Below are 24001 nucleotides of genomic sequence, written 5' to 3'. Positions count from 1 at the left end.
ACATGACCGTGACCGTCTCTCCGAAGCGAACTGCCCTTCTGAACGCCGCGCGCGAGCGCATCCTGGTGCTCGACGGCGCCATGGGCACGATGATCCAGAACCTCCAGCTCGATGAAGCCGCCTTCCGCGGCGAGCGCTTCAAGAACTTCCATCGCGACCTGCGCGGCAACAACGATTTGTTGATCCTGACGCAGCCGCAGGCGATCGAGGACATCCACGCCGCCTATTTGCGCGCCGGCGCCGACATCGTCGCGACCAACACGTTCTCGACGACCTCGATCGCGCAGGCCGATTACGACCTCACCGACATCGTCTACGAGATGGCGCGTGAAGGCGCCCGCCTCGCCGGCAATGCCGCACGGCGCGTCGAAGCCGAGGACAGCAAGCCGCGCTTCGTCGCCGGCGCCATCGGCCCCACCAACCGCACGGCCTCGATCTCGCCCGACGTTTCCAATCCCGGTTACCGCGCCGTCACCTTCGATGACTTACGAAAATCCTATGGCGAGCAGATCCGCGGCCTGATCGACGGCGGCGTCGATCTCCTGCTGGTCGAGACCATCTTCGACACGCTCAACGCCAAGGCGGCGCTCTATGCGATCGCCGAGATCACCGAAGAGCTCGGCATCGACGTTCCCGTGATGGTGTCGGGCACCATCACCGACAAGTCCGGCCGCCTGCTGTCGGGCCAGATGCCGGAAGCGTTCTGGAATTCGGTGCGGCACGCCAAGCCCGTTACCATCGGCTTCAACTGCGCGCTCGGCGCCGAAGACCTGCGCGCGCATATCGCCGATATCGGCCGCGTCGCCAACACGCTGGTCTGCGCCTATCCCAATGCCGGCTTGCCGAACGAGTTCGGCCAGTATGACGAGACGCCCGAATACATGGCGCGGCTGATCGGCGAGTTCGCGCGCGACGGGCTCGTCAACATCGTCGGCGGCTGCTGCGGCACCACCCCGGACCATATCGCGGCGATTGCTGCCGCAGTGGCGCCGCACAAGCCGCGCATCGTGCCGGAGATCACCCCGCGCCTGCGGCTCTCCGGCCTCGAGCCGTTCGTGCTGACGGACGCGATTCCCTTCGTCAATGTCGGCGAGCGCACCAACGTCACCGGCTCGGCCCGCTTCCGCAAGCTGATCACCGCTGGCGACTACACCGCCGCGCTCCAGGTCGCGCGCGATCAGGTCGAGAACGGGGCCCAGATCATCGACGTCAACATGGACGAGGGCCTGCTCGATTCCGAAGCGGCGATGGTGACCTTCCTCAACCTCGTCGCCGCCGAGCCCGACGTCGCGCGCGTGCCCATCATGGTCGATTCCTCGAAATTCTCGGTGATCGAGGCCGGCCTGAAATGCGTGCAGGGCAAGCCGGTCGTCAACTCGATCTCGATGAAGGAAGGCGAGGAGAAGTTCATCCTTGAGGCCAAGATCGCCCGTCGCCACGGCGCGGCCGTTGTCGTGATGGCGTTCGACGAGGTCGGCCAGGCCGACACGTTCGCGCGCAAGACCGAGATCTGCAAGCGCGCCTACGACATCCTGGTGAACAAGGTCGGCTTCCCGCCGGAAGACATCATCTTCGATCCGAACATCTTCGCGATCGCGACCGGCCTCGAGGAGCACAACAATTACGGCGTCGACTTCATCGAGGCGACGCGCTGGATCCGCCAGAACCTGCCGGGCGCGCATGTCTCGGGCGGCGTCTCCAATTTGTCGTTCTCGTTCCGCGGCAACGAGCCGGTGCGCGAGGCCATGCACTCGGTGTTCCTGTATCACGCCATCAAGGCCGGCATGGATATGGGGATCGTCAATGCCGGGCAGATGATCGTCTATGACGACATCGATCCCGAGCTGCGGCAAGTGTGCGAGGACGTCGTCCTCAACCGCGATCCGGGCGCCTCCGAGCGGCTGCTCGCGCTCGCCGAGAAATTCCGCGGCAAGAAGACGGAAAGCAAGGAAGCCGATCTCGCCTGGCGCGAATGGCCGGTGGAGAAGCGGCTGTCGCATTCGCTGGTGCACGGCATCACCGAGTTCATCGAGCAGGACACCGAGGAGGCCCGCAAGAAATCCTCGCGCCCGCTCGACGTCATCGAGGGCCCGCTGATGGCCGGCATGAACGTGGTCGGCGACCTCTTCGGCGACGGCAAGATGTTCCTGCCGCAGGTGGTGAAGTCCGCCCGCGTCATGAAGCAGGCCGTCGCTTACCTCATGCCGTTCATGGAGGAGGAGAAGGCGCGCAACCTTGCGAGCGGCATCGGCACCGAGGGCTCCTCGTCCGCCGGCAAGATCGTGCTCGCGACGGTGAAGGGCGACGTCCACGACATCGGCAAGAACATCGTCGGCATCGTGCTCCAGTGCAACAATTTCGAGGTGATCGACCTTGGCGTGATGGTGCCGGCGGCGAAGATCGTCGAGACCGTGAAGGCCGAGAAGGCCGACATCGTCGGCCTGTCCGGCCTGATCACGCCCTCGCTCGACGAGATGGCGTTCTTCGCCGGCGAATTGCAGCGCGAGGGCTTGAGGCTGCCGCTGCTGATCGGCGGCGCCACCACCAGCCGCGTGCATACGGCCGTCAAGATCGACCCGAGCTATCGCGCCGGTCCCGTCGTGCATGTCAACGACGCCAGCCGCGCGGTCGGCGTCGCCTCCGCGCTGCTCTCGCCGGAGAAGCGCGAGGCCTATGCGGCCGAGGTGCGGGCCGAATACGCCAAGATCTCGGAGGCGCATCTGCGCGCGCAGGCCGACAAGAAGCGGCTGAAGCTGGCTGACGCGCGCGCCAACCGCGTGCCAGTCGATTTTGCCAAGAGCAAGCCGGTGAAGCCGACTTTCCTCGGTATTAGGAGCTTTGACGACTACGACCTCGCCGAGCTCGTGCCCTATATCGACTGGACGCCGTTCTTCCAGACCTGGGAGCTCGCCGGACGCTTCCCCGCCATCCTCGACGACGCCAAGGTCGGCGAGGTCGCGCGCTCGCTCTATGACGATGCGCGCAAGATGCTCGACACGATCGTCAAGGAGAAGTGGTTCCGGGCGCGGGCGACGATCGGCTTCTGGCCGGCGAACGCGCAAGGCGACGACATCGTGCTCTATGCCGACGATAACAGGACCAAGGCAATCGCGACGCTACACACGCTGCGCCAGCAGCTGGAGAAGCGCGAGGGCCGCTTCAACGCTGCCCTCTCCGACTTCATCGCGCCTGCCGGTGTGCCCGATTACATCGGCGGCTTCGTCGTCACCGCGGGGATCGGCGAGGACGCAGTCGCCGACCGCTTCAAGATGGCCAACGACGACTATTCCTCGATCCTGTGCAAGGCGCTGGCCGACCGTCTCGCCGAGGCCTTCGCCGAACGCATGCACGCCCGCGTGCGGCGCGAGTTCTGGGCCTATGCACCTAGCGAGGCGCTCTCCAACGAGGAGCTGATCCTGGAGAAGTACTCCGGGATCCGCCCCGCGCCCGGCTATCCCGCCCAGCCCGACCACACCGAGAAGGCGACGCTGTTCGAGCTGCTCGACGCAGAAGCCACCGCCGGGGTGAAGCTGACGGAGAGCTTTGCGATGTGGCCGGGCTCGTCCGTCTCCGGGCTCTATTTTGCCAGCCCCGAAAGCTATTATTTCGGCGTCGGCAAGATCGAGCGCGACCAGGTCGAGGACTACGCCGCGCGCAAGGGCATGAGCGTGGCCGAAGCCGAGCGCTGGCTCGCGCCGGTGCTGAACTACATCCCCTCGCAGGACAAGCCCTTCGCCGCCACGCCGGCGAACGACGAAATGCCGAAAGACCTCGCCTCGCATCCGCCGGGCTGCACCTGCGCGGTGCACTTGGTCTGGCAGAAGAAGCGCGCGGGGGCGGGGTAGACGCCGCCGAAACACAAACGTGAAAAACAACCCCATGCACAGTAGCGATGGGGTTGAAAGGCTTGACGTTTTCGGACTTGCCGAAAACACGGTTGCGGCGTCGGGCAAAACAGGGGTATTATTGCATCATCGACTGCGGTGGCCGTCCGATACTCTCGCCAGGCCCCGCGCTGTCATTCCGGGGCGCGCCTCTTGGCGCGAGCCCGGAATCCATTGCTCCACATCATCCGCTGCACGGATTCCGGGCTCGCGCTTCGCGCGCCCCGGAATGACAGAGCGCTTCACCCCTTCGGCGGGGACAGCGGCTGCGCGATCTCGTTGAACGGGGCCAGCGCCTCGCAGCGCTCGCTATGGGCCGCGAGCGCCGGATAGCGCGCGGCATCGAACAGCTGCGGATGCGCTTCGCGGGTGAAGCGGACGACGCAGGCGACGGCAACGTCTGCGTGGCCGATGCGGTCACCCAGCCAGTACGGCGTCGTCACCCTGGCGCGCTCGGCTTCGAGTACCTCTAGCACGTCCGCGATCTGCGCCTGGCAACGCTCGACCCACAGCGCGAGCTGCTCCTTCCGCAGCACGCGCTCGTAGAGCAGGCTGACCGCCTTGTCGCCGAGACCGGAAGCCAGCGCGCAGATGCGCAAATGCCTGCGCCGCTCGATGCCGCCGCGCGGCAGCATGGCCTTGTCCGCGCCGACGAGGTCATCGAGATAATCGAGGATGATCATGCTCTCGATCAGGGCCTCGCCGTCGTCGAGCACCAGCGTCGGCACGCGGCGGAGCGGATTGTACGGCGCGATCTTGTCGGCATCGCCGAAGGTCGACCATGGCCTGTGCTCGAAGGCGAGCCCGTAGAGCCGCAGCGCAATCGCGACGCGGCGGACGAAGGGGGAATCATATTGGCCGATCAGGAACATGGTTCTCGCTCTTCTCGATCATTGAACACGACAGGGCCGATCAGTCTCCACGACCAGCTCGGCGCGGCGCAACAAATATCTCGGAAACGGAGCATTGCGCCGGCTGCAACGACCCGCGACCGCCTTGCGCTCAAAGGCCGTCCTGGATCGAGCGCTTGATCGCGGCAATGGCGGTCTCGTTGCGCTTGTACATCGTCCACTGCTTGATCCGCTTGGCGCGCACCAGCTTGGCTGCCGTCAGCACCCGCATGTGCTCGCTCAATGTCGGCGCGCTGACCCCGAGCTTTTCGGCGATCAGCAATCCGCAGACGCCGTCCTCGACTAGGTCGCCGTCTTCCTGCTCGCGAAAATGCTTCCGCGGATCCCGCAGCCATTCCAGGATCTGCAGGCGGCGTTCGTTGGCGAGCGCGCGCAGGGCGACGGCAAATTTCATTTAGCCATTTTGCTAATTACCTAATTGATGTCAACTCTCAGTTGGGCTATCCTGGACGGCATCATGACAGCGACAATGGACATCACGCGGGAGCGGATCGCGGCGACCGAGCCGGTCATCCGTCCACATATCAGACGCACGCCGCTGCTTCAGGCCGACCTCGCCGATTTCGGCCTGCCGGCAGCACCCGTCACGTTCAAGCTCGAGATGCTGCAGCATTCCGGATCGTTCAAGGCGCGCGGCGCCTTTGCCAATCTGCTGCTGCGGCAGGTGCCGCAGTCCGGTGTCGTCGCCGCGTCCGGCGGCAATCACGGCGCGGCCGTGGCCTATGCGGCGCAGCGGCTCGGCATTCCCGCCACGATCTTCGTGCCCGACATCACCTCGCCGGCCAAGGCCGAGCGGATCAGGACCTATGGCGCAAAGCTCGTGATCGCGGGCAGCCGCTACGCCGATGCGCTCACCGCGAGCGAGGCGCATGTCGCGAAGACCGGCGCGCTGGCCGTCCATGCCTTCGATCAGGCCGAAACCCTGCTCGGCCAGGGCAGCGTCGGGTTGGAGCTGGAGCAGGATGCTCCCGGCATCGACACGCTGCTGGTTGCGGTCGGCGGCGGCGGGCTGATCGGCGGCATTGCGGCGTGGTACGCCGGCAGGACACGCATCGTTGCGGTCGAGCCGGAGCAATCGCCAACGCTGCATGCCGCGTTCGAGGCGGGCGCGCCGGTCGATGCGCCGGCCGGCGGCATCGCCGCCGACAGCCTTGCGCCGCGACGCGTCGGCGAGCTGATGTTTCCGGTCGCGCGAGCCCATGTCGAGCGCGTCGTTCTGGTCAGCGACGATGCAATCCGGCAGGCCCAGGCCGCGCTATGGTCGCACTTGCGCCTCGTGGCCGAGCCCGGCGGCGCAGCTGCATTTGCCGCGGTGCTCTCCGGCCGCTATCGTCCCTCACCTACCGAGCGCGTCGCAGTTCTGGTCTGCGGGGCAAACACGACGGCGGTGACTTTCGAGAGCTGAGCGGGAATGACATGACGCGACCGCGCGGACTGGTCCTGATGGCGATCCTGCTGCCGATGATCGGCGCCGCCCACGCGCAGGACCGCCCGATCGGCTTTCTGACGCCGTCGAAGAACATCGCCTGCCAGTTCTTCACCGACAACGGTCAGGGCGTGCTCCGCTGCGACATCATGAACACGGACGCGCGCCCGCGCCGACCAGCCGATTGCGAGTTCGACTGGGGCCCCGCCTTCGAGATGAGCGCGAAGGGCACCGCCGGCCGCATCTGCGCCGGCGACACCGTGATGGACCCCTCGCTGCCGGTTCTGGCCTATGGCGAAGTGTGGCAGCGCGGGGGATTTACCTGCCGGTCGGAGCAGTCGGGGCTGACGTGCTTTAGCGCGATGCAGCGGGGATTTTCGCTGGCGCGGGGGAGGCAGGAGGTGTTTTGAGATCGTAGAACGGCAGCGCAGACTCCCGTCATTGCGAGCGCAGCGAAGCAATCCAGAATCTCTCCGTGCGGACTCTGGATTGCTTCGTCGCAAGGGCTCCTCGCAATGACGGTGAGGAGGCAGTCGCGCACTATTCAATGATCGGCACGTGCTTCGCCGCATCGCGCGGCGCCGTGCCATCAAGCCGCGGATCATCCGCCACTTCGATCTGGCGGCGGAAGGGGCGAAAGCCGGAGCGTTGATAGAACGCGACGGCGGAGGGATGATCGAAGGTGCAGGTGTGAACCCAGACGCGGCGGACGTCGCGCGACCAGGCGCGCTCCAGCGCGCGGTTCATCAGGAAGCGGGCGGCGCCGGTGCCGATCAGGGGAGCGGTGACGCCGAAATAGGTCAGTTCGCACTGGCCGGGCTCGCGGAAGTCGAGCTCGAGCAGGCCTTCGTCGCGGCCGTCGAGGACGAGGGCATAGACCTCGATTCCAGGCGCATGGATGATCGCGGCGAGTTCGGCGTCGGTGATGCGGGCGCGCGAGAACCACAGCCAGCCCTCGCCGACGCGGCGGAAGAGATCGCGGTACCAGGGAAGCGCGGGGGCATCGACCTTGCGCAGGGTCCAGGCGCCGGGCGGATCGTCGCGGCTCGCGGGCGGTGCAGTCATCTCCAGATGGGTGACGATTGCGGCGATCTTGCCGTTCGGGACGTCGGAATAGCCGTCGGGGACGATCATGTTTCGTTTCTTCTTTTGTTAGCGGTTGCGGGCGGCGCCGTTGGAGGCACCACAGCAGCGCCACACTCCGTCATTGCGAGCGCAGCGAAGCAATCCAGGATCTTTCCGCAGAGGCAGTCTGGATTGCTTCGTCGCAAGAGCTCCTCGCAATGACGGTGTAGAGGCGGTGGTGTAGCCCGGATGGAGCGCAGCGCAATCCGGGATTTGTGCCACCATCGACAGCGGACCCGGATTACGCTGCGCTCCATCCGGGCTACGACATTTGCCGCTACCCCTCCCCCTCGTCGCTCGCCAGCACGCCCTTTACCGCGCGCGCCCAGCCGGCGAGCTTCCGCTCGCGCGTGGCCTGGCTCATGTTCGGCTTGAAGCGGTGCTCGAGGCGCCAATTGTCGGCGAATTTGGTCGGCTCGGGATAGACGCCCGCCTGGAGGCCGGCGAGGTAGGCGGCACCCAGCGCCGTGGTTTCCTGGATCACGGGACGGTCGACCGGTGCATCCAGCAGATCGGCGAGACGCTGCATGGTCCAGTCGGAGGCGGTCATGCCGCCGTCGACGCGGAGCACGACGCTGACGGTTTCCGAGCTCGGCCAGTCCGCGCGCATTGCGGCCCAGAGGTCGAAGGTCTGGTAGCAGACGCTTTCCAGCGCGGCATGGGCGAGCTCGGCGGGGCCGGTGTTGCGGGTGAGGCCGAACAGCGCGCCGCGGACGCGCGGATTCCAATAGGGCGCGCCCATGCCGACGAAGGCGGGGACCAGGTAGACGCTCTGCATGGAGTCCGACTGATCGGCAAGCGGTCCGGTTTCGGCGGCATGCTTGATGATGCCGAGGCCGTCGCGCAGCCATTGCACGGCGGAGCCGGCGACGAAGATCGAGCCTTCCAGCGCGTAGGTGCGTTTGCCATCGAGCTGATAGGCGACGGTGGTGAGCAGCTTGTTCTTGGAGACGACCGGCGTGGTGCCGGTGTTGAGCAGCGCGAAACAACCGGTGCCGTAGGTCGACTTCATCATGCCCGGGCGGAAGCAGGCCTGGCCGATGGTGGCGGCCTGCTGGTCGCCGGCGATGCCGGCGATGACGATCGGGCCGCCGAACAGGTCCGGCGTGCTCTCGCCGAAGCGGGCGGAGGAATCCTTCACCTCGGGCAGCATCGAGCGTGGCACGCCGATGATCTCCAGGAGCTCGTCGTCCCACGCGCCAGTGTGGATGTTGAACAGCAGCGTGCGCGAGGCGTTGGTGGCGTCGGTGGCGTGCACCTTGCCGCCGGTAAGGCGCCAGAGCAGATAGCAATCGATGGTGCCGAACATCAATTCGCCGCGCGCGGCGCGGGCCCGCGCACCGGGAACGTGGTCGAGGATCCAGGCGACTTTGGTTCCGGAGAAATAGGGATCGATGATCAGGCCGGTCTTCTCAGAGATCACGGGCTCGCGGCCTTCTGCCTTGAGCTTGGCGCAGATGTCGGCGGTGCGGCGGTCCTGCCAGACAATGGCGCGGTGCACGGCCTGGCCGGTGGCGCGGTCCCACACCACGGTGGTCTCGCGCTGGTTGGTGATGCCGATCGCGGCGATGTCCTTTGCGCTGATGCCGGCGTGCTCGATCGCCTCGCGGCAGACCATCACGGTCGAGGTCCAGATGTCCTCCGGCTCGTGCTCGACCCAGCCGGAGGCCGGAAAGTGCTGCGGAAACTCGGCCTGCGCCTTCGCCGCAATGGAAATATCGGAGCGAAACACGATCGCGCGCGAGGAGGTGGTGCCCTGGTCGATGGCGAGGACAAAAGACATGGCGGCTTACCTTGGCGTTTTCTTTGGGCGTCTTCCCTGGAGGGGTCATTGTGTCGCGCCAAAGGGAGCGGATTAGGGCGGCAAGGTCAAGGTTTGGATCAGTGGGGGCCGCTGCCCTTCCTTCTCCCCTTGTGGGAGAAGGTGGCATAGGCGGCCGTCGGCCGCCGTTCTCAAGAACGCCGAAGCAAGACTTCGGCTACGGCGCCGGATGAGGGGTATGCTTCGGCGAACACAGCCGCAAAAGAGTCACACGCGGAGGGATACCCCTCACCCGTCTCGCCGCTTCGCCATAGCCGATGCGAAGCATCGGCGTTCTTGAGAACGGCGGCCGAAGGCCGCCTATGCCACCCTCTCCCGCAAGGGGAGAGGGGAAGAACCCTACACCGCCGCCGTTGTCACGCCGCCGTCGATGACGATGGTCTGGCCGGTCATGAAGCTCGAGGCGTCGGAGGCGAGGTAGGCGACGGCGCCGGCGATCTCGTCGGGTTCGCCGATGCGGCGGAGCGGCGTGGTGGCGGTGCGGCGCTTCAGATTGGCTTCGTCTTCCCAGAGCGCGCGGGCGAAGTCGGTCTTGACCAGGCCGGGCGCGATGCAGTTGACGCGGACGCCTTTCGGACCCCATTCGCCGGCGAGCGAACGGCACAGCGCGAAGTCGGCGGCCTTGGAGATGCCGTAGGCGCCAATCACGGTGGAGCCGCGCAGGCCCCCGATCGAGGAGATGATGATCACCGAGCCCTTGCCGCGCTCGGCCATCTCAGGGATCGCGAGCGCGGAGAGCCAGATGTTGCTCTTGACGTTCGAGCCCATGATCTTGTCGAAGGCTTCATCTGATATGTCGAGCAGCGGGCCGTAATAGGGATTCACGGCGGCGTTGCAGACGAGAATGTCGATTTTGCTGTAATGCTTCGTCGCGCCCGCGATCAGCGCCTCGACCTCGTTCTTGCGCGCGATGTTGCAGGGAATGACGATGGCATCGCCGCCAGCGGCATTGATGCCGTCGGCGACTTCCTTGCAAGCGTCGGCCTTGCGCGAGGAGACAACCACCTTGGCGCCTAACTTGGCGAGCAACTCGGCGGAGGAGCGGCCGATGCCGCGGCTGGAGCCGGTGACCACGGCGACCTTGCCGGTGAGATCGAACGGGGTGTTTTGCATTGCTGTTGCCTCAGATGCTTCGTCATTCCGGGGCGCGCCTCTTGGCGCGAGCCCGGAATCCATACTCCCGATCGTGGCTATGGATCCCGGGCTCGCGCTTCGCGCGCCCCGGGATGACAGGTCAGATCAACCCGCCCGCGTCTGCGACGCGGCGCTGGTGGTAGTCGGTGTCGCCAAAGGTGTTCTCGATCATGGTGAGGCGCTTGAAGTAGTGGCCGATCTTGGCCTCCATGGTCATGCCGATGCCGCCGTGAAGCTGGATCGACTGCTGGCCGACGAACTTCAGCGACTTGCCGATCTGCACCTTGGCCGCGGCGATCGCGTTGCTGCGCTCCTTGGCGTCCTCGAAGTCGTTCGCCATGGTCGCGAACATCGACATCGAGCGCGCCTGCTCGGTGGCGACGAACATGTCGGAGGCGCGGTGCTGCAGCGACTGGAACGAGCCGATCGCGACGCCGAATTGCTTGCGCGTCTTGATGTACTCGACCGTGGTCTTGAGCGATTCGTCCATCAGGCCGACCGCCTCGGCGCAGAGCGCGACGCGGGCTTCGTCCACCACGCGCTCGATCAGCGCGAGCGAATCCTCGGGGTTGCCGAGCACGGCGTCGGGACCGACCTCGACACCGGTGAAGGTGATGTCGGCGGCGTGCAGGCCGTCCTGGGTCGGATAGGACTTTTTCGCGACGCCCTTGGCATTGGCCGGAACCAGGAACACGCCGATGCCTGACTTGTCGCGGCGGTCGCCCTTGGTGCGCGCGGTGACGATCAGGGTCTCCGCGTTCTCGCCGTTCAGCACGACGAACTTCTCGCCGTCGATCACGTAGGCGTCGCCCTTCTTCTTCGCGGTCGTGACGACGTCGAACAGATCGTAGCGCGAGTTCTTCTCGAGCTGGGCGAACGCAAACGTCTTGCTGCCGTCGATGATCCCGGGCACGTGCGCGGCCTTCTGCGCATCGGTGCCGGCATGACGCAGGAAGCCGCCGCCGATCACGACGGTGGCGAGATAGGGTTCGAGCACCAGCGACTTGCCGAGCGCCTCCATCACGATCATGGTCTCGACGCCGCCGCCGCCGAAGCCGCCATCGGCCTCGCTGAAGGGCAGGCCCAAAAGCCCCTGCTCGGCGAGCTTGAGCCAGACCGTTTTGCTCCAGCCGCCCTTCTCCGCCATGTACTTCTTGCGCTGCTCGAAATCGTAGGAATCGGTCAAGAGGCCGTCGATGCTTTCCTTGAGAAGCCGCTGCTCCTCGTTCAGATCAAAATCCATTTCTTTGGTTCCTCGTACCCGGACTTATTTGGCTTCGTCATTCCGGGATGGCCCGAATGGCCAGGCCCGGAATCCATTTCGCCTCAGCGTATGCGGCCCGATGGATTCCGGGTTCGCGACTTCGTCGCGCCCCGGAATGACGGTGGAATGTTGCCCTCCCCGCGGTCGCGGAGAGGTGGCAGATCACAGCCCCAGCACCGCCTTGGCGATGATGTTGCGCTGGATCTCGTTGGAGCCGCCGTAGATCGAGACCTTACGGTTGTTGAAATAGCTCGGCGCGATCTGGGCGGTCCAGTCCATGGCTTCGTTCGAGCCGTCGTCGCCGTGTACGTCGTAGGGCGCGGCGAACGGGCCGATCACTTCCATCAGCAGCTCGGTGGTGGTCTGCTGGATCTCCGAGCCCTTGATCTTCAGCACCGAGGAGGCCGGATTGGGCTTGCCCTTGCCGTGCTTGCCTTCGTCGGCGACGACGCGCAGCTGGGTGAGCTCGAGCGCCTTCAGCTCGATCTCGCAGGCCGCCAGCTTCTCGCGGAAGGCGGGATCCTGGATGATCGGCTTGCCGGCGGATTCGACCTTCGACGCCAGGTCCTTGATGCGGCGGATGCGCTCCTTGGAGACGCCGACGCGGGCGATGCCGGTGCGCTCATTGCCGAGCAGGAATTTGGCGTAGTCCCAACCCTTGTTCTCCTCGCCGATCAGGTTCTCGTAGGGCACCTCGACGTCGTCGAAGAAGACCTCGTTGACCTCACGGCCGCCGTCGATGGTCTGGATCGGGCGCACGGTGACGCCCTTCGACTTCATCGAGAACACGATGAAGGAGATGCCCATCTGCTTCTTGGCGTTGTTGTCGGTGCGGCAGAGGCAGAAGATCATGTCGGCGTGCTGGGCGAGCGTGGTCCAGGTCTTCTGGCCGTTGATGATCCATTTGTCGCCACGGCGCTCGGCCTTGGTCTTGAGCGAGGCGAGGTCGGAGCCGGAGCCGGGCTCCGAAAAGCCCTGGCACCACCAATCGTCGACATTGGCGATGCGCGGCAGGTACTTCTTCTTCTGCTCCTCGTTGCCGAAGGTGTAGATGACGGGGCCGACCATGCTGACGCCGAAGGCGAGCGGCTGCGGCGCCGGATAGGACTGCAGCTCCTCGTTGAAGATGTAGTGCTGCACGCTGGTCCAGCCGGTGCCGCCATATTCCTTCGGCCAATGGCTGACGCCCCAGCCCTTCTTGTTGAGGATGCGCCACCACGTCACCATCTCGTCCTTGGAGAGGTGACGGCCCTCGACCAGCTTGCGCCGCGTATCCGGCGGCACGTTGTCGCGGAAGAACTGCCGCACTTCGTCGCGGAACGCCTGCTCTTCTCTAGTGAATGCGAGATCCATCGGATCCTCCTGTGAAACGTTACTTCATCTTCGTCATTGCGGGGGCATCAGCAGCGCGAATCCCGGAAGACGATTTCTGCTGCTGGCGCAATTCGTGGCGCGACAATTTCCCGACCGGCGTCCGCGGCAGGTCGTCGACGAACTCGACCGCGGCCGGCAATTCGTGCCTGCCGAGCTTGCCGGCAAGCTGCGCGCGCAGCTCGTCGAGCGTGAACGGCTTTGCCTCGGGCCTCAACTTGATGAAGGCCTTGGCGGCTTCGCCGCGATAGGGGTCGGGAATGCCGAGCACGATCACCTCGTGCACGCCCGGAATGGTGTAGATCGCCTGCTCGATCATCTGCGGGTAGACGTTGAAGCCGCCGGAGATGATCATGTCCTTCTTGCGGTCGACCAGGAAGAAATAGCCGTCGGCATCGACATAGCCGATGTCGCCGGTGAGAAAGCGGCCATCGACGAAGGCTTCCGTGGATCCCTCCGGCTTGTTCCAGTAGCCCTTGGTGACGTTCGGGCCCTTGATGCGGATCTCGCCGATTTCGCCCGGCGGCAGCACGCGCCTGGGATCGTCGAGCGCGACGACGTCGAGCTCGATGCCGGGCAGCGTCAGGCCGATCGAGCCCGGTTTCTCGGGGCCCTCGGGCGGATGGCCGGTGCCGGGCGAGCAAGTCTCGGTCATGCCCCAACCGCTCTTCAGCTTCTTGCCGACCTTGCGCTCGAAGAAGCTCGCGATCTCCACCGGCAGCGGCGCGCCGCCGGAGCCGATGGTGACGAGCGAGGAGAAGTCGCGTTTGTCGAGATCGGGCAGCGCGGCGATCGCGATCCACATCGTCGGCACGCCTGGGAAATACGTCGCACGCTTGACCTCGATGTCGCGCATCACGGCTTCGACGTCGAAGCGCTGATGCAGCGAGATCAGATTGCCGCGGCGGAGCGAGGACAGCAGCACCACCGTGAGCGCGTAGATGTGGAATAGCGGCAGCACGCAGATCACGCGCTCGATTGTCTCGCCGCGGGCGGCGCGGGCCGGCCTGCCCCAAACGTCGTAGATCGACACCGCCGAGGTGAGATTGCCGTGCGTGAGCATCGCGCCCTTCGGCAGGCCGGTGGTGCCGCCGGTATATTGCAGCAGCGCGACGTCGTCGGCCGCAACGACAGGCCATTGCGCCGGCGCGGCGGCGCCCTCGACGAAAGCCGCGAAGGTGACGATGCGGGGATCGTCGGGGATTGCCGCCTGCGGCGTGCCGACCTTGCCCCAATGATCGTCCTCGCAGACGACGAGCGTGTCGATCAGGCCCTTCTCCAGGAATTTCAGCGCGGTCGGCAGCAGGGCCTGGAGGTTGGAGGTGACGAGCAGGCGCGAGCCGGAATCGGTGATCTTGTGCGTCAGCGCGATCTCGCCGTCGAGCGGCGACAGATGCGCGACGCGGCCCCCGGCCTTCAGCGCGCCGAAGAAGCTGACGGGATGATCGGGCGTGTTGCCGAGGAACAGCGCGACCGAGCTGTTCCTGCCGATGCCAGCGCGCAGGAACGCTGCGGCGGCGCGATCGGCCAAGCTTACGAGCTCGGTGTAGCTGATCGGCCGGTCGCGGAATTCCAGCGCGGTGCGCGGGCCGTAATCGGCGGCGGCCTTGGCGAGAAGGTCCGGCAGCGTGCCCTGGACGATGGTGTCGTCCCACCGCACGCCCTCGGGGTAAAACTGTTCGCCGGGATGGGTCATTTTCCTGATTGCTCGAGCGAACAACTAACACAGACCGTCATTCCGGGGCGCGACGAAGTCGCGAGCCCGGAATCCATAACCACCAGCTGGGGTTATGGATTCCGGGCCTGCGCCTTGCGGCGCATCCTGGAATGACGAAGGTTGGGACGAAGCCCCGATCACGCTGCTTTAGACTCCGCAGCCAGCGACGCAAACGTCTTGCCCTCCGCGGCGAGCTTCTTCAGCAGCGGGGCGGGCTCGAGGCTCGGATCGTTGGTCTCCTTAGCGTAGAAGGCGAGGCGCTCGGCGATGTGCTTGAGGCCGATGCTGTCGGCCCAGAACATCGGGCCGCCACGGTAGATCGGCCAGCCATAGCCGTAGAGCCAGACCACGTCGATGTCGCTGGGACGCGCGGCGATACCCTCTTCCAGGATCTTCGCGCCCTCGTTGATCATCGGATACATCATGCGCTCGAGGATCTCCTCGTCGCTGACGATGCGCTTCTTGCGGCCGAGACGCAGCAAGGTCTCGTCGATCAGCTTCTCGACGTCGGGGTCGGGCAGCGGCGCACGAGAACCCTGCTCGTACTTGTAATAGCCCTTGCCGGTCTTCTGGCCGAAGCGGCCGGCCTCGCACAGCGCGTCCGCGATCTCCGACTTGATGCCGCGGTCCTTACGCGAGCGCCAGCCGATGTCGAGGCCGGCGAGATCGCTCATCGCGAACGGGCCCATCGGCATGCCGAACTTGGTGACGACGGCATCGACCTGCTGCGGCAGCGCGCCCTCGAACAGCAGCTTCTCGGACTGCTTGCCGCGCTGGGCGAGCATGCGGTTGCCGACGAAGCCGTCGCAGACGCCGACCACGGCCGGCACCTTCGCGATTTTTCGCGCGATCGTCACCGCAGTCACCAGCGCATCCGGCGCGGTCTTGTCCGCACGCACGATCTCGCACAGCTTCATGACGTTGGCCGGCGAGAAGAAGTGCATGCCGAGCACGTCCTGCGGACGCTTGGTCGACTTCGCGATCTCGTCGATGTTGAGATACGAGGTGTTGGAGGCGAGCACGGCGCCCGGCTTGGCGTACTGGTCGAGCTTGCCGAACACCTCCTTCTTGACCGCCATGGTCTCGAACACGGCCTCGATGACGAGATCGGCATCGCCGACATTCTCGATGCCGACGACGCCGTTGATCAGCGCCATGCGCTTGGCGGGCGCATCGGCCGGGATGCCGCCGCGCGCGGCGGTCGCCTCCCAGTTCTTCTGCATGATGCCCATGCCGCGCTTGAGCTGCTCCTCGCCGGTCTCGATCAGGGTGACGGGAATGCCGGCATTGGCGAAGGACATCGCGATGCCGCCGCCCATTGTGCCGGCGCCGAGAATGGCGACGCGGTTCACCGGCCGCGGCTTGGTGCCTTCAGGAACGCCGGCGATCTTGTTGGCCTCGCGCTCGGCGAAGAAGGCGTAACGCTGCGCCTTGGACTGGTCGCTGGCGACGAGCTTGAGGAAGCCCTCGCGCTCCTTCTTCAGGCCTTCGTCGAACGGCAGGTCGATGGCGTAGCCGACGGCATCGGCGGCGGCGAACGGCGCCTCGAGGCCGCGCGACTTCTTGGTCATGGCGGCGACCGCATTGGTGAAGATCGAGCGGTCGGCCTTGGCGGCTGCGAGCTTGGAATCGTCGTCGCGCAGGCGGCGCAGCGGGCGCTTCTCCGCGAGCAGCTTGCGCACGAAAGCCTCGCCGCCGGAGGCCGGGCCCTCGACGATCTCCTCGATCAGGCCGTTCTTCAGCGCCTCCGCCGCCCCGATCGGGTCGCCGCCGACGATCATCTTGACCGCAAGCTCCGGGCCCACCGCACGGGGCAGGCGCTGGGTGCCACCGGCGCCGGGCAGAAGTCCGAGCTTCACCTCGGGCAGGCCGAGCTTGGCCTCTTTCACCGCGACGCGGAAATGGCAGGCCAGCGCGACCTCGAGGCCGCCGCCGAGCGCGGTGCCGTGGATCGCGGCAACGACCGGCTTGGGCGAGTTTTCGATCTCGGACAGCACGTCGTTGAGCGCGGGCGGCTTCGGCGGCTTGCCGAACTCGGTGATGTCGGCACCGGCAATGAAGGTGCGACCGGCGCAGGTCAGCACGATGCCCTTGATGGCGGGATCGGCGATCGCGGCCTTGATGCACTCGAGGATCCCGCCGCGGACTGCGGCACTCAGCGCATTGACCGGCGGGCTGTTGACCGTGACGATCCCGACTTCATCATGACGCTCAAGCTTGACCACTTCGCTCACGGTGTCCCTCCTTGGTGGGGATTTACTTTTATTCGATTTCGCATTGCGGAATTTAATTCCGCATCTTGACGGCAGGGTTATTTTGAAGCACGGACGTTGTCAACGACTCCGCGCAAGAAGCAGATCAGGGATGAAGCGTACAGGAAAGAAGACCGCGACCGATCGGAATTTCGTCGTCGCGCTTTCCCGCGGACTGGAAGTATTGCGCGCGTTCCAACCCAATGACGGCCTGCTGGGCAATCAGGAGATTGCGTCCCGCACCAATCTGCCCAAGCCCACCGTGTCGCGGCTGACCTACACGCTGACCAAGCTTGGCTATCTGACGCCGGTTCCCCGCTTCGAGAAGTACCAGCTCGCCCCGGCAGCGATGTCGCTCGGCTACGCGGCGTTGGCCAATCTGGGCGTTCGGCATTTGTCCGAGCCGTTCCGCGAAGAGGTGATGCGCGCGACCGGCGGCGCCGTCGCCGTCGGCGGCCGTGACCGCCACAGCATGATCTATTTCGGGCAGAGCCGCGGCAGCGAGACCGTCGGCGTTCAACTTGACGTCGGCTCGCGCGTGCCGATTGCAACCAGCGCGATGGGCCGCGCCTATTTCTGGGCACTCGATGACGAAGGTCGCGCCGAAGTGTCGCGCATCCTGCGCGAACATTACGGCAGCCGCTGGCCGAAGATGCGCGAGGGATTGGAACGTTCCGGCGAGACGGTCGCGAAGTACGGCTTTGCGATTTCGGTCGGCGATTGGCACGACGACATCGGCGCCGCCGGCGTCGCACTCAAGCTCAACGACGGAACCGGACCTTACGCATTCAATTGCGGCGCGCCCGCATTCCGTTTCACGGAAGAGCGTTTGATCAACGACATTGGACCGCGTCTCTTAGCGATGGTAAGGAACATCGAGGCGGCGCTCGGGGGTCTGATGCCGCATTCAAAAAAAGACAGCAGCAAAAAGCTGAAATCAGGAGGAAAAGTTGCGCGTGTGGCCGAGGGATTCAGATAGCCTTTGTCATCATCGGGAGCGGCTCGCATCGCCCCATCGCTCACTGAACGTCGTGAGCGAGACGAGATGACGCAGGCACAGCTCGCGCAGGGTAGATCGCCCCTGCTCGCGGTTCGCGACGTCAGCGTCGTGTTCGGCGGCATCGTCGCGCTCAACGGCGTGTCCTTCGACATGCACAAGGGAGCCATCCTCGGATTGATCGGCCCGAACGGCGCCGGCAAGACCACGCTCTTCAACTGCCTGTCGCGGCTGTACCAGCCGTCGTCCGGCGACATCTTGATGGACGGCGTGAGCATCCTGACGCGGCCGCCGCACCGGATCGCCGAGATCGGCATCGGCCGCACCTTCCAGAACGTGGCGCTGTTTCCCAACCTTTCGGTGATGGACAACGTCCGCGTCGGCGCCCATTCGAAGACCTCGAGCGACATTATCAGCGACTCCCTGAAGCTTGCCTGGGTCCGGCGCAGCGAGACCAGCATCAACAAGAAGGTGCACGAGATCCTTGCTTACCTCGACCTCGAGGACGTCGCCCATACCGTCGTGTCCGGCCTACCGTTCGGTACGCAGAAGCGGGTCGAGCTGGCGCGTGCGCTGGCGGCCGATCCGAAGATCCTGCTGCTCGACGAACCCGCCGGCGGCCTCAACCACGAGGAAGTTCATGTGCTCGGCGATCTCATCCGCAAAATCCGCGACGAGCGCCATATGACCGTGCTCCTGGTCGAGCATCACATGGGCCTCGTGATGTCGATCGCCGACCATGTCGTCGCGCTGAATTTCGGCAAGAAGCTCGCGGAAGGCACGCCCGCCCAGGTGCAGGCGGACCCGGACGTCATCAAGGCCTATCTCGGGAGCAAGGATCAATGACGCCACTGCTCAACGTCAAGGACCTGCGCGCTTATTACGGCCAGGTCCAGGCGCTCCATGGCCTTTCCTTCTCGCTCAACGAGGGCTCGCTCGTGACGCTGCTGGGCGCCAACGGCGCCGGCAAGACCACCACACTGCGCGCGATCTGCAACATGGTGCGCTCCACCGGCGGCGTCGAGTTCGAAGGCAAGCCGCTGAACAACCGTTCGACCGAGAGCATCGTGCGGTTCGGCATCGCCCACGTGCCGCAGGGCCGCGGCACCTTCACCAACATGACGGTGGAAGAGAACCTCCAGCTCGGGGCCATCACCCGCAAGGACCGCGCCGGCATCGTCTCCGACATCGAGCGCATGTACGCGCATTTCCCGGTGTTGAAGCAGCGCCATACCCAGCAGGCCGGCACGCTCTCCGGCGGCGAGCAGCAGATGCTCGCGGTCGCCCGCGCGCTGATGCTGCGGCCGCGGCTGATGCTGCTCGACGAGCCCTCCTTCGGCCTCGCGCCTCTGGTGGTGCGCGACCTGTTCGGCATCCTCGGCAAGATCAACCGCGAGGACAAGGTCTCGATCCTGGTGGTCGAGCAGAACGCCCAGCTCGCGCTCGAACTCGCCGACCAGGCCTATGTGATCGAGACCGGGCGCATCGTGATGTCGGGCAAGGCCAAGGACATCGCGAACAACGAAGAAATCCGCAAATCCTATCTGGGTTACTGAGGGAGCCGGCACAATGGAGCTGTTCACCAACCAGGTCCTGGCCGGCATCGCCACGGGGGCGATTTATGCCTGCATGGCGCTCGCCGTGGTCATGATCTACCAGGCCATCGACCATCTCAACTTCGCGCAAGGCGAGATGGCGATGTTCTCGACTTTCATCTCATGGCAGCTGATGCAGTGGGGCGTGTCTTATTGGGCTGCCTTCCTGATCACGCTGGCATTTTCTTTCGTTGCCGGCATCGCGATCGAGCGCATCCTGTTCAAGCCGCTCGTCAAGGCGCCGGTGCTCACCAACGTCGCCGGCTTCATCGCGTTGTTTGCGATCATCAACTCCTCGGCGGGCCTGATCTGGGACTTCACGATCAAGCAATATCCGACCCCGTTCGGCTCCGCACCGTTCCTCGGCAGCCAGCTGATCTCGACGCACCAGGCCGGCATGATCGGCGTCACCGTGGCGCTGCTGCTCGCGCTCTATTTCTTCTTCCAGTACACGCGCATTGGCCTTGCGATGCGAGCCGCAGCGTCGGTGCCCGAATCGGCCCGCCTCGTCGGCATCAACACGAGTTGGATGATCGCGCTCGGCTGGGGCATGGCGACCGCGATCGGCTCGATCGCCGGCATGCTGATCGCGCCTGTCGTGTTCCTCGAGCCGAACATGATGGGCGGCGTGCTGATCTACGGCTTCGCCGCGGCGGTGCTCGGCGGGCTGTCGAGCCCGTTCGGCGCCGTGGTCGGCGGCTTCCTGGTCGGCGTGTTCGAGAATCTCGCCGGTACCTACATTCCCGGCGTCGGCAATGAGCTGAAACTCCCGATCGCGCTCGCGCTGATCATCTCCGTCCTGGTCGTCAAACCCGCTGGTCTGTTCGGCCGGCATATCGTCAAGCGAGTTTGATCATGAGCGCAGCAGAAGAAGTCGTCGCTGAGGGCCACGAGGCGGTCGAGGCGGTTCCGAAGCGGGCCATGACGCTGGGCACCGGCACCTCGCTGGTGGTGCTGGCCGCGCTGTTGATCGTGCCGATGTTCGTCAAGAACTTCATCATCTTCCAGATGACGATGCTCCTGATCTACGGGCTCGCGGTGCTGGCGCTGAACATCCTGACCGGCGGAAGCGGCCAGTTCTCGCTCGGCCAGAGCGCGTTCTACGCCGTCGGCGCCTATGTGTCTGCGGTGCTGATGGAACATGCCAACGTCAACTACGCGCTGACCATTCCGATCTCCGCCGTGATTTGCTTCGGATTCGGTTACCTGTTCGGCAAGCCGGCGCTGCGGCTGTCGGGCATCTATCTCGCGCTCGCGACCTTTGCGCTCGCGACCGCGATGCCGCAGTTGCTCAAGCTGAACTTCCTCGAGCACTGGACCGGCGGCGTGCAGGGCCTCGTCGTCACCAAGCCGGACGCACCGTTCGGCTTGCCGATGTCGCAGGACATGTGGCTGTACTACTTCACGCTCGCCGTGACGGTCGCGATCTACATCTTCTCGGTGAACCTGTTGCGCTCCCGCTCGGGCCGCGCCTTCATGGCGATCCGCGACAACGAGATCGCGGCCTCCTCCATGGGCGTCAACGTCGCGCTATACAAGACGCTGGCCTTCGGCGTGTCCGCCGGCATCACCGGCGTTGCCGGCTCGCTCGGCGCCATCGCGGTGCAGTTCGTCGCGCCCGACAGCTACACCATCACGCTCGCGATCTCGCTGTTCCTCGGCATGGTGGTCGGCGGCGTCGGCTGGCTGCCCGGCTCGTTCGTCGGCGCGGCCTTCATCATCTTCGTGCCGAACATGGCGGAGAGCATCTCCAAGGGCCTCTCCGGCGCAGTGTTCGGCGTGCTGCTGTTCCTCGTCATCTACCTCGTGCCGCATGGCGCAAGGCAGGTGGCGATCCTGGGCCAGCAACTCGTCGGCAAGCTCAGGAAGAACTGAAGACCCGTTGAATTAACCAAGGAGACCGAATTGTATTTTGGAAGAACACTGCGAGCCGCCGCGCTGATCACGGCAACGGCGGCCATCACTCTCACCTCCGGCGCTGCACTCGCCCAAAAGAAATACGACACCGGCGCGTCCGATACCGAGATCAAGATCGGCAACATCATGCCGTACAGCGGTCCGGCGTCGGCCTATGGCATCATCGGCAAGACCGAAGAAGCCTATTTCAAGATGATCAACGACAAGGGCGGCATCAACGGCCGCAAGATCAACTTCGTCACCTATGACGACGGCTATTCGCCGCCGAAGGCCGTCGAGCAGGTCCGCAAGCTGGTCGAGAGCGACGAGGTGCTGGTCGTTTTCAATCCGCTCGGCACGCCCTCGAACAGTGCGATCCAGAAGTATCTGAACTCCAAGAAGATCCCGCAGCTCTTCGTCGCGACCGGCGCCACCAAGTGGAACGACCCGAAGAACTTCCCCTGGACCATGGGCTGGCAGCCCTCCTACCAGAGCGAAGCGCAGATCTACGCGAAATGGCTGATGAAGGAGAAGCCGGACGCCAAGATCGCTATCCTCTACCAGAACGACGATTTCGGCAAAGACTACCTCAAGGGCACCAAGGACGGCCTCGGCGCCAAGGCCTCGTCCATGATCGTCATGGAGGAGAGCTACGAGGTCTCCGAGCCGTCGATCGACGGCCATATCGTCAAGATCAAGGCCGCCAATCCCGACGTGCTGCTGATCTACACCACGCCGAAGTTCGCGGCCCAGACCATCAAGAAGACCGCCGAGCTCAGCTGGAAGCCGCTCCAGATCCTCACCAACGTGTCGATCTCGGTCGGTAGCGTGATGAAGCCGGCCGGCTTCGAGAACGCGCAGGGCGTGCTGTCGGCCGCCTACGCCAAGGACTCCACGGATCCGCAATGGGCCAACGACCCCGGCATGAAGAAGTGGAACGAGTTCGTCGACAAGTACATGCCGGGTGCCGACAAGTCGGACACCAGCATGGTTTATGGCTATGGCGCCGCCTCGACGCTGGCCAAGGTGCTGGAGATGTGCGGTGACGATCTCACCCGCGCCAACATCATGAAGCAGGCCGCCTCGTTGAAGGACTTTGCTCCGGATACGCTGCTGCCCGGCGTCAAGATCAACACCAGCGCCACCGACTTCGCTCCGATCGCGCAGCTGCAGATGATGCGCTTCAAGGGCGAGAAGTGGGAACTGTTCGGCGAGATCATCAGCGGTGACGTCGCCTCCGAGTGACGCGTGACGCGATGATCGAGGACGAGGAGCCCCCGCGGACAGTCGCGGGGGCTTTTTGTTGACGACAGGCGCCAATCTTGTTCAATGCGATCGATCCATCCCGGGGTAGGAGAGCAATGGCCGCCGTTCGTTCCCAGGTTGCGACGCTCTGGGCCGCGCTTGCCTTGTGCACTGCAATGAGCGGCGAGGCGCTGGCGCAGAAGAAATACGACAGCGGCGCGTCCGATACCGAGATCAAGATCGGTAACATCATGCCCTACAGCGGTCCGGCCTCCGGCTATGCTGCGATCGGCAGGACCGAGGAAGCCTACTTCAACAAGATCAATGCCGAGGGCGGCATCAACGGCCGCAAGATCAGATTCATCTCCTATGACGACGGCTATTCGCCGCCGAAGACGGTGGAACAGGCGCGAAAACTGATCGAGAGCGACAACGTGCTGCTGATGTTCGGCTCGCTCGGCACCTCCACCAACAGCGCCATCCGCAAGTACATGAACGAGAAGAAGGTGCCGCAATTGTTCGTGGCGAGCGGCGCCTCGAAATGGAACGACCCCAAGCAATATCCCTGGACCATGGGCTGGCAGCCGAGCTACGTCAGCGAGGCCCGGATCTATGCCAAATACATCATGAAGGAGAAGCCAAACGGAAAGATCGGCGTGCTCTACCAGAACGACGATTTCGGCAAGGACTATCTAAACGGGTTGAAGGAGGGCCTCGGCGCCAAGGCTTCGATGATCGTGCGGGAGGAAGCCTACGACACGTCCGAGCCCGCAATCGACGAGCGAGTCGTGAAGCTGAAGGCGGCCGGCGCCGATATCTTCATCAGCCTCACCAACCAGAAATTCGCCGCGCAGGGAATCAAGAAAGCCGCGGAGATCAACTGGCATCCGATGCACATCATCTCCAACGTCTCGGCTTCGGTCAGCGGCGTATTGGAGCCGGCGGGCATTGAAGTCTCGCAAGGCATCCTGTCGGCGACCTACACCAAGGACGGCTCCGACCCGCAGTGGAATGCCGACGACGGCATGAAGAAGTTCTACAGTTTCCTCGCGCAATACGAGCCCAGGGCCAACAAGCTCGATGCCGGCGTCGTGTACGGCTATGCCGCCGCACAGACCATCGTGAAGGTGCTGCAGATGTGCGGCGACGATCTCACCCGCGAGAACGTCATGAAGCAGGCCGCCAGCCTGAAGGACTTCGCACCCGACACGCTGCTGCCAGGCATCAAGATCAACACCGCGCCCGACGATTTCGCCCCGATCGAGCAGCTGCAGATGATGCGCTTCAAGGGCAGGAAATGGGAGCTGTTCGGCGACATCATCTCGAGCGAGATGAGCCACTGAACGACGCAATTCAAAATAG

19 protein-coding genes are annotated in these 24001 nt (G+C 64.8%); 10 read left to right on the top strand and 9 right to left on the bottom strand.

Annotated elements, in window-relative coordinates:
• Nucleotides 1-2: 2 nt before the first annotated feature.
• Complete coding sequence (gene metH, locus ACTEK7_RS18575) at nt 3-3845, top strand: methionine synthase (RefSeq protein ID WP_225146385.1); 3843 nt, start codon at nt 3-5, stop codon at nt 3843-3845.
• 281 nt (nt 3846-4126) lie between these two features.
• Here metH and ACTEK7_RS18570 read toward each other — a convergent pair whose 3' ends face one another.
• Both ACTEK7_RS18570 and ACTEK7_RS18565 read right to left on the bottom strand, forming a co-directional pair.
• Nucleotides 4127-4756, bottom strand: coding sequence for a glutathione S-transferase family protein (locus tag ACTEK7_RS18570; protein ID WP_225146384.1), 630 nt, complete (start codon nt 4754-4756; stop codon nt 4127-4129).
• A 130-nt stretch (nt 4757-4886) separates the two neighbouring features.
• Entirely contained in the window at nt 4887-5189 is a 303-nt protein-coding gene (locus ACTEK7_RS18565; protein ID WP_036021541.1) for an ArsR/SmtB family transcription factor, read from the bottom strand.
• 27 nt (nt 5190-5216) lie between these two features.
• Between ACTEK7_RS18565 and ACTEK7_RS18560 the strand changes: the two genes are divergently transcribed.
• Nucleotides 5217-6200, top strand: a complete 984-nt coding sequence (locus ACTEK7_RS18560; RefSeq protein ID WP_225146383.1) for a threonine/serine dehydratase — start codon at nt 5217-5219, stop codon at nt 6198-6200.
• A gap of 11 nt (nt 6201-6211) precedes the next feature.
• The gene (locus ACTEK7_RS18555; RefSeq protein WP_225146382.1) at nt 6212-6631 is read left to right on the top strand and encodes a DUF6636 domain-containing protein; all 420 of its coding nucleotides are present in this window, start codon (nt 6212-6214) and stop codon (nt 6629-6631) included.
• A gap of 130 nt (nt 6632-6761) precedes the next feature.
• Here ACTEK7_RS18555 and ACTEK7_RS18550 read toward each other — a convergent pair whose 3' ends face one another.
• The 7 genes from ACTEK7_RS18550 to ACTEK7_RS18520 form a co-directional block, all read right to left on the bottom strand.
• Nucleotides 6762-7355 (bottom strand): GNAT family N-acetyltransferase, encoded by a 594-nt coding sequence (locus ACTEK7_RS18550; RefSeq protein WP_225146381.1) that lies wholly within the window; start codon nt 7353-7355, stop codon nt 6762-6764.
• A 268-nt stretch (nt 7356-7623) separates the two neighbouring features.
• Nucleotides 7624-9129 carry a glycerol kinase GlpK gene (gene glpK / locus ACTEK7_RS18545; RefSeq protein WP_225146380.1) on the bottom strand — a complete coding sequence of 502 codons (1506 nt, stop codon included), beginning with the start codon at nt 9127-9129 and terminating at the stop codon, nt 7624-7626.
• Nucleotides 9130-9507: 378 nt separating this feature from the next.
• On the bottom strand, nt 9508-10281 hold the full coding sequence (locus ACTEK7_RS18540; RefSeq protein WP_225134605.1) for an SDR family NAD(P)-dependent oxidoreductase: 774 nt from the start codon (nt 10279-10281) through the stop codon (nt 9508-9510).
• Nucleotides 10282-10402: 121 nt separating this feature from the next.
• Complete coding sequence (pimD, locus tag ACTEK7_RS18535) at nt 10403-11545, bottom strand: pimeloyl-CoA dehydrogenase small subunit (protein ID WP_225134604.1); 1143 nt, start codon at nt 11543-11545, stop codon at nt 10403-10405.
• 183 nt (nt 11546-11728) lie between these two features.
• The gene (pimC, locus tag ACTEK7_RS18530; RefSeq protein WP_035997966.1) at nt 11729-12919 is read right to left on the bottom strand and encodes a pimeloyl-CoA dehydrogenase large subunit; all 1191 of its coding nucleotides are present in this window, start codon (nt 12917-12919) and stop codon (nt 11729-11731) included.
• Nucleotides 12920-12938: 19 nt separating this feature from the next.
• Nucleotides 12939-14633 carry a dicarboxylate--CoA ligase PimA gene (gene pimA / locus ACTEK7_RS18525; RefSeq protein ID WP_225146379.1) on the bottom strand — a complete coding sequence of 565 codons (1695 nt, stop codon included), beginning with the start codon at nt 14631-14633 and terminating at the stop codon, nt 12939-12941.
• Between the two features lie 158 nt (nt 14634-14791).
• Nucleotides 14792-16888, bottom strand: a complete 2097-nt coding sequence (locus ACTEK7_RS18520) for a 3-hydroxyacyl-CoA dehydrogenase NAD-binding domain-containing protein (protein ID WP_225146378.1) — start codon at nt 16886-16888, stop codon at nt 14792-14794.
• A gap of 130 nt (nt 16889-17018) precedes the next feature.
• Here ACTEK7_RS18520 and ACTEK7_RS18515 point away from each other — a divergent pair, with 130 nt between their 5' ends.
• The 7 genes from ACTEK7_RS18515 to ACTEK7_RS18485 all read left to right on the top strand — a co-directional run bounded on the left by ACTEK7_RS18515 (nt 17019) and on the right by ACTEK7_RS18485 (nt 23982).
• Nucleotides 17019-17885, top strand: a complete 867-nt coding sequence (locus ACTEK7_RS18515; RefSeq protein ID WP_198399743.1) for an IclR family transcriptional regulator — start codon at nt 17019-17021, stop codon at nt 17883-17885.
• Between the two features lie 66 nt (nt 17886-17951).
• Nucleotides 17952-18749: an ABC transporter ATP-binding protein gene (locus ACTEK7_RS18510; protein ID WP_225134601.1), complete on the top strand. Its 798-nt coding sequence runs from the start codon at nt 17952-17954 to the stop codon at nt 18747-18749.
• On the top strand, nt 18746-19459 hold the full coding sequence (locus ACTEK7_RS18505) for an ABC transporter ATP-binding protein (protein ID WP_035997952.1): 714 nt from the start codon (nt 18746-18748) through the stop codon (nt 19457-19459). Before ACTEK7_RS18510 ends, ACTEK7_RS18505 begins: the two co-directional genes overlap by 4 nt.
• A gap of 13 nt (nt 19460-19472) precedes the next feature.
• Nucleotides 19473-20351, top strand: a complete 879-nt coding sequence (locus ACTEK7_RS18500) for a branched-chain amino acid ABC transporter permease (protein ID WP_035997949.1) — start codon at nt 19473-19475, stop codon at nt 20349-20351.
• Between the two features lie 2 nt (nt 20352-20353).
• Nucleotides 20354-21373, top strand: a complete 1020-nt coding sequence (locus ACTEK7_RS18495) for a branched-chain amino acid ABC transporter permease (protein ID WP_036021517.1) — start codon at nt 20354-20356, stop codon at nt 21371-21373.
• Nucleotides 21374-21403: 30 nt separating this feature from the next.
• Entirely contained in the window at nt 21404-22639 is a 1236-nt protein-coding gene (locus ACTEK7_RS18490; RefSeq protein ID WP_036021515.1) for an ABC transporter substrate-binding protein, read from the top strand.
• A 116-nt stretch (nt 22640-22755) separates the two neighbouring features.
• Nucleotides 22756-23982, top strand: coding sequence for an ABC transporter substrate-binding protein (locus ACTEK7_RS18485; RefSeq protein WP_225146377.1), 1227 nt, complete (start codon nt 22756-22758; stop codon nt 23980-23982).
• Nucleotides 23983-24001: the final 19 nt, after the last annotated feature.

The sequence above is a fragment of the Bradyrhizobium sp. JHI2711 genome (genome assembly GCF_056156565.1).
This window is presented reverse-complemented; position numbering and strand designations above follow the sequence as displayed.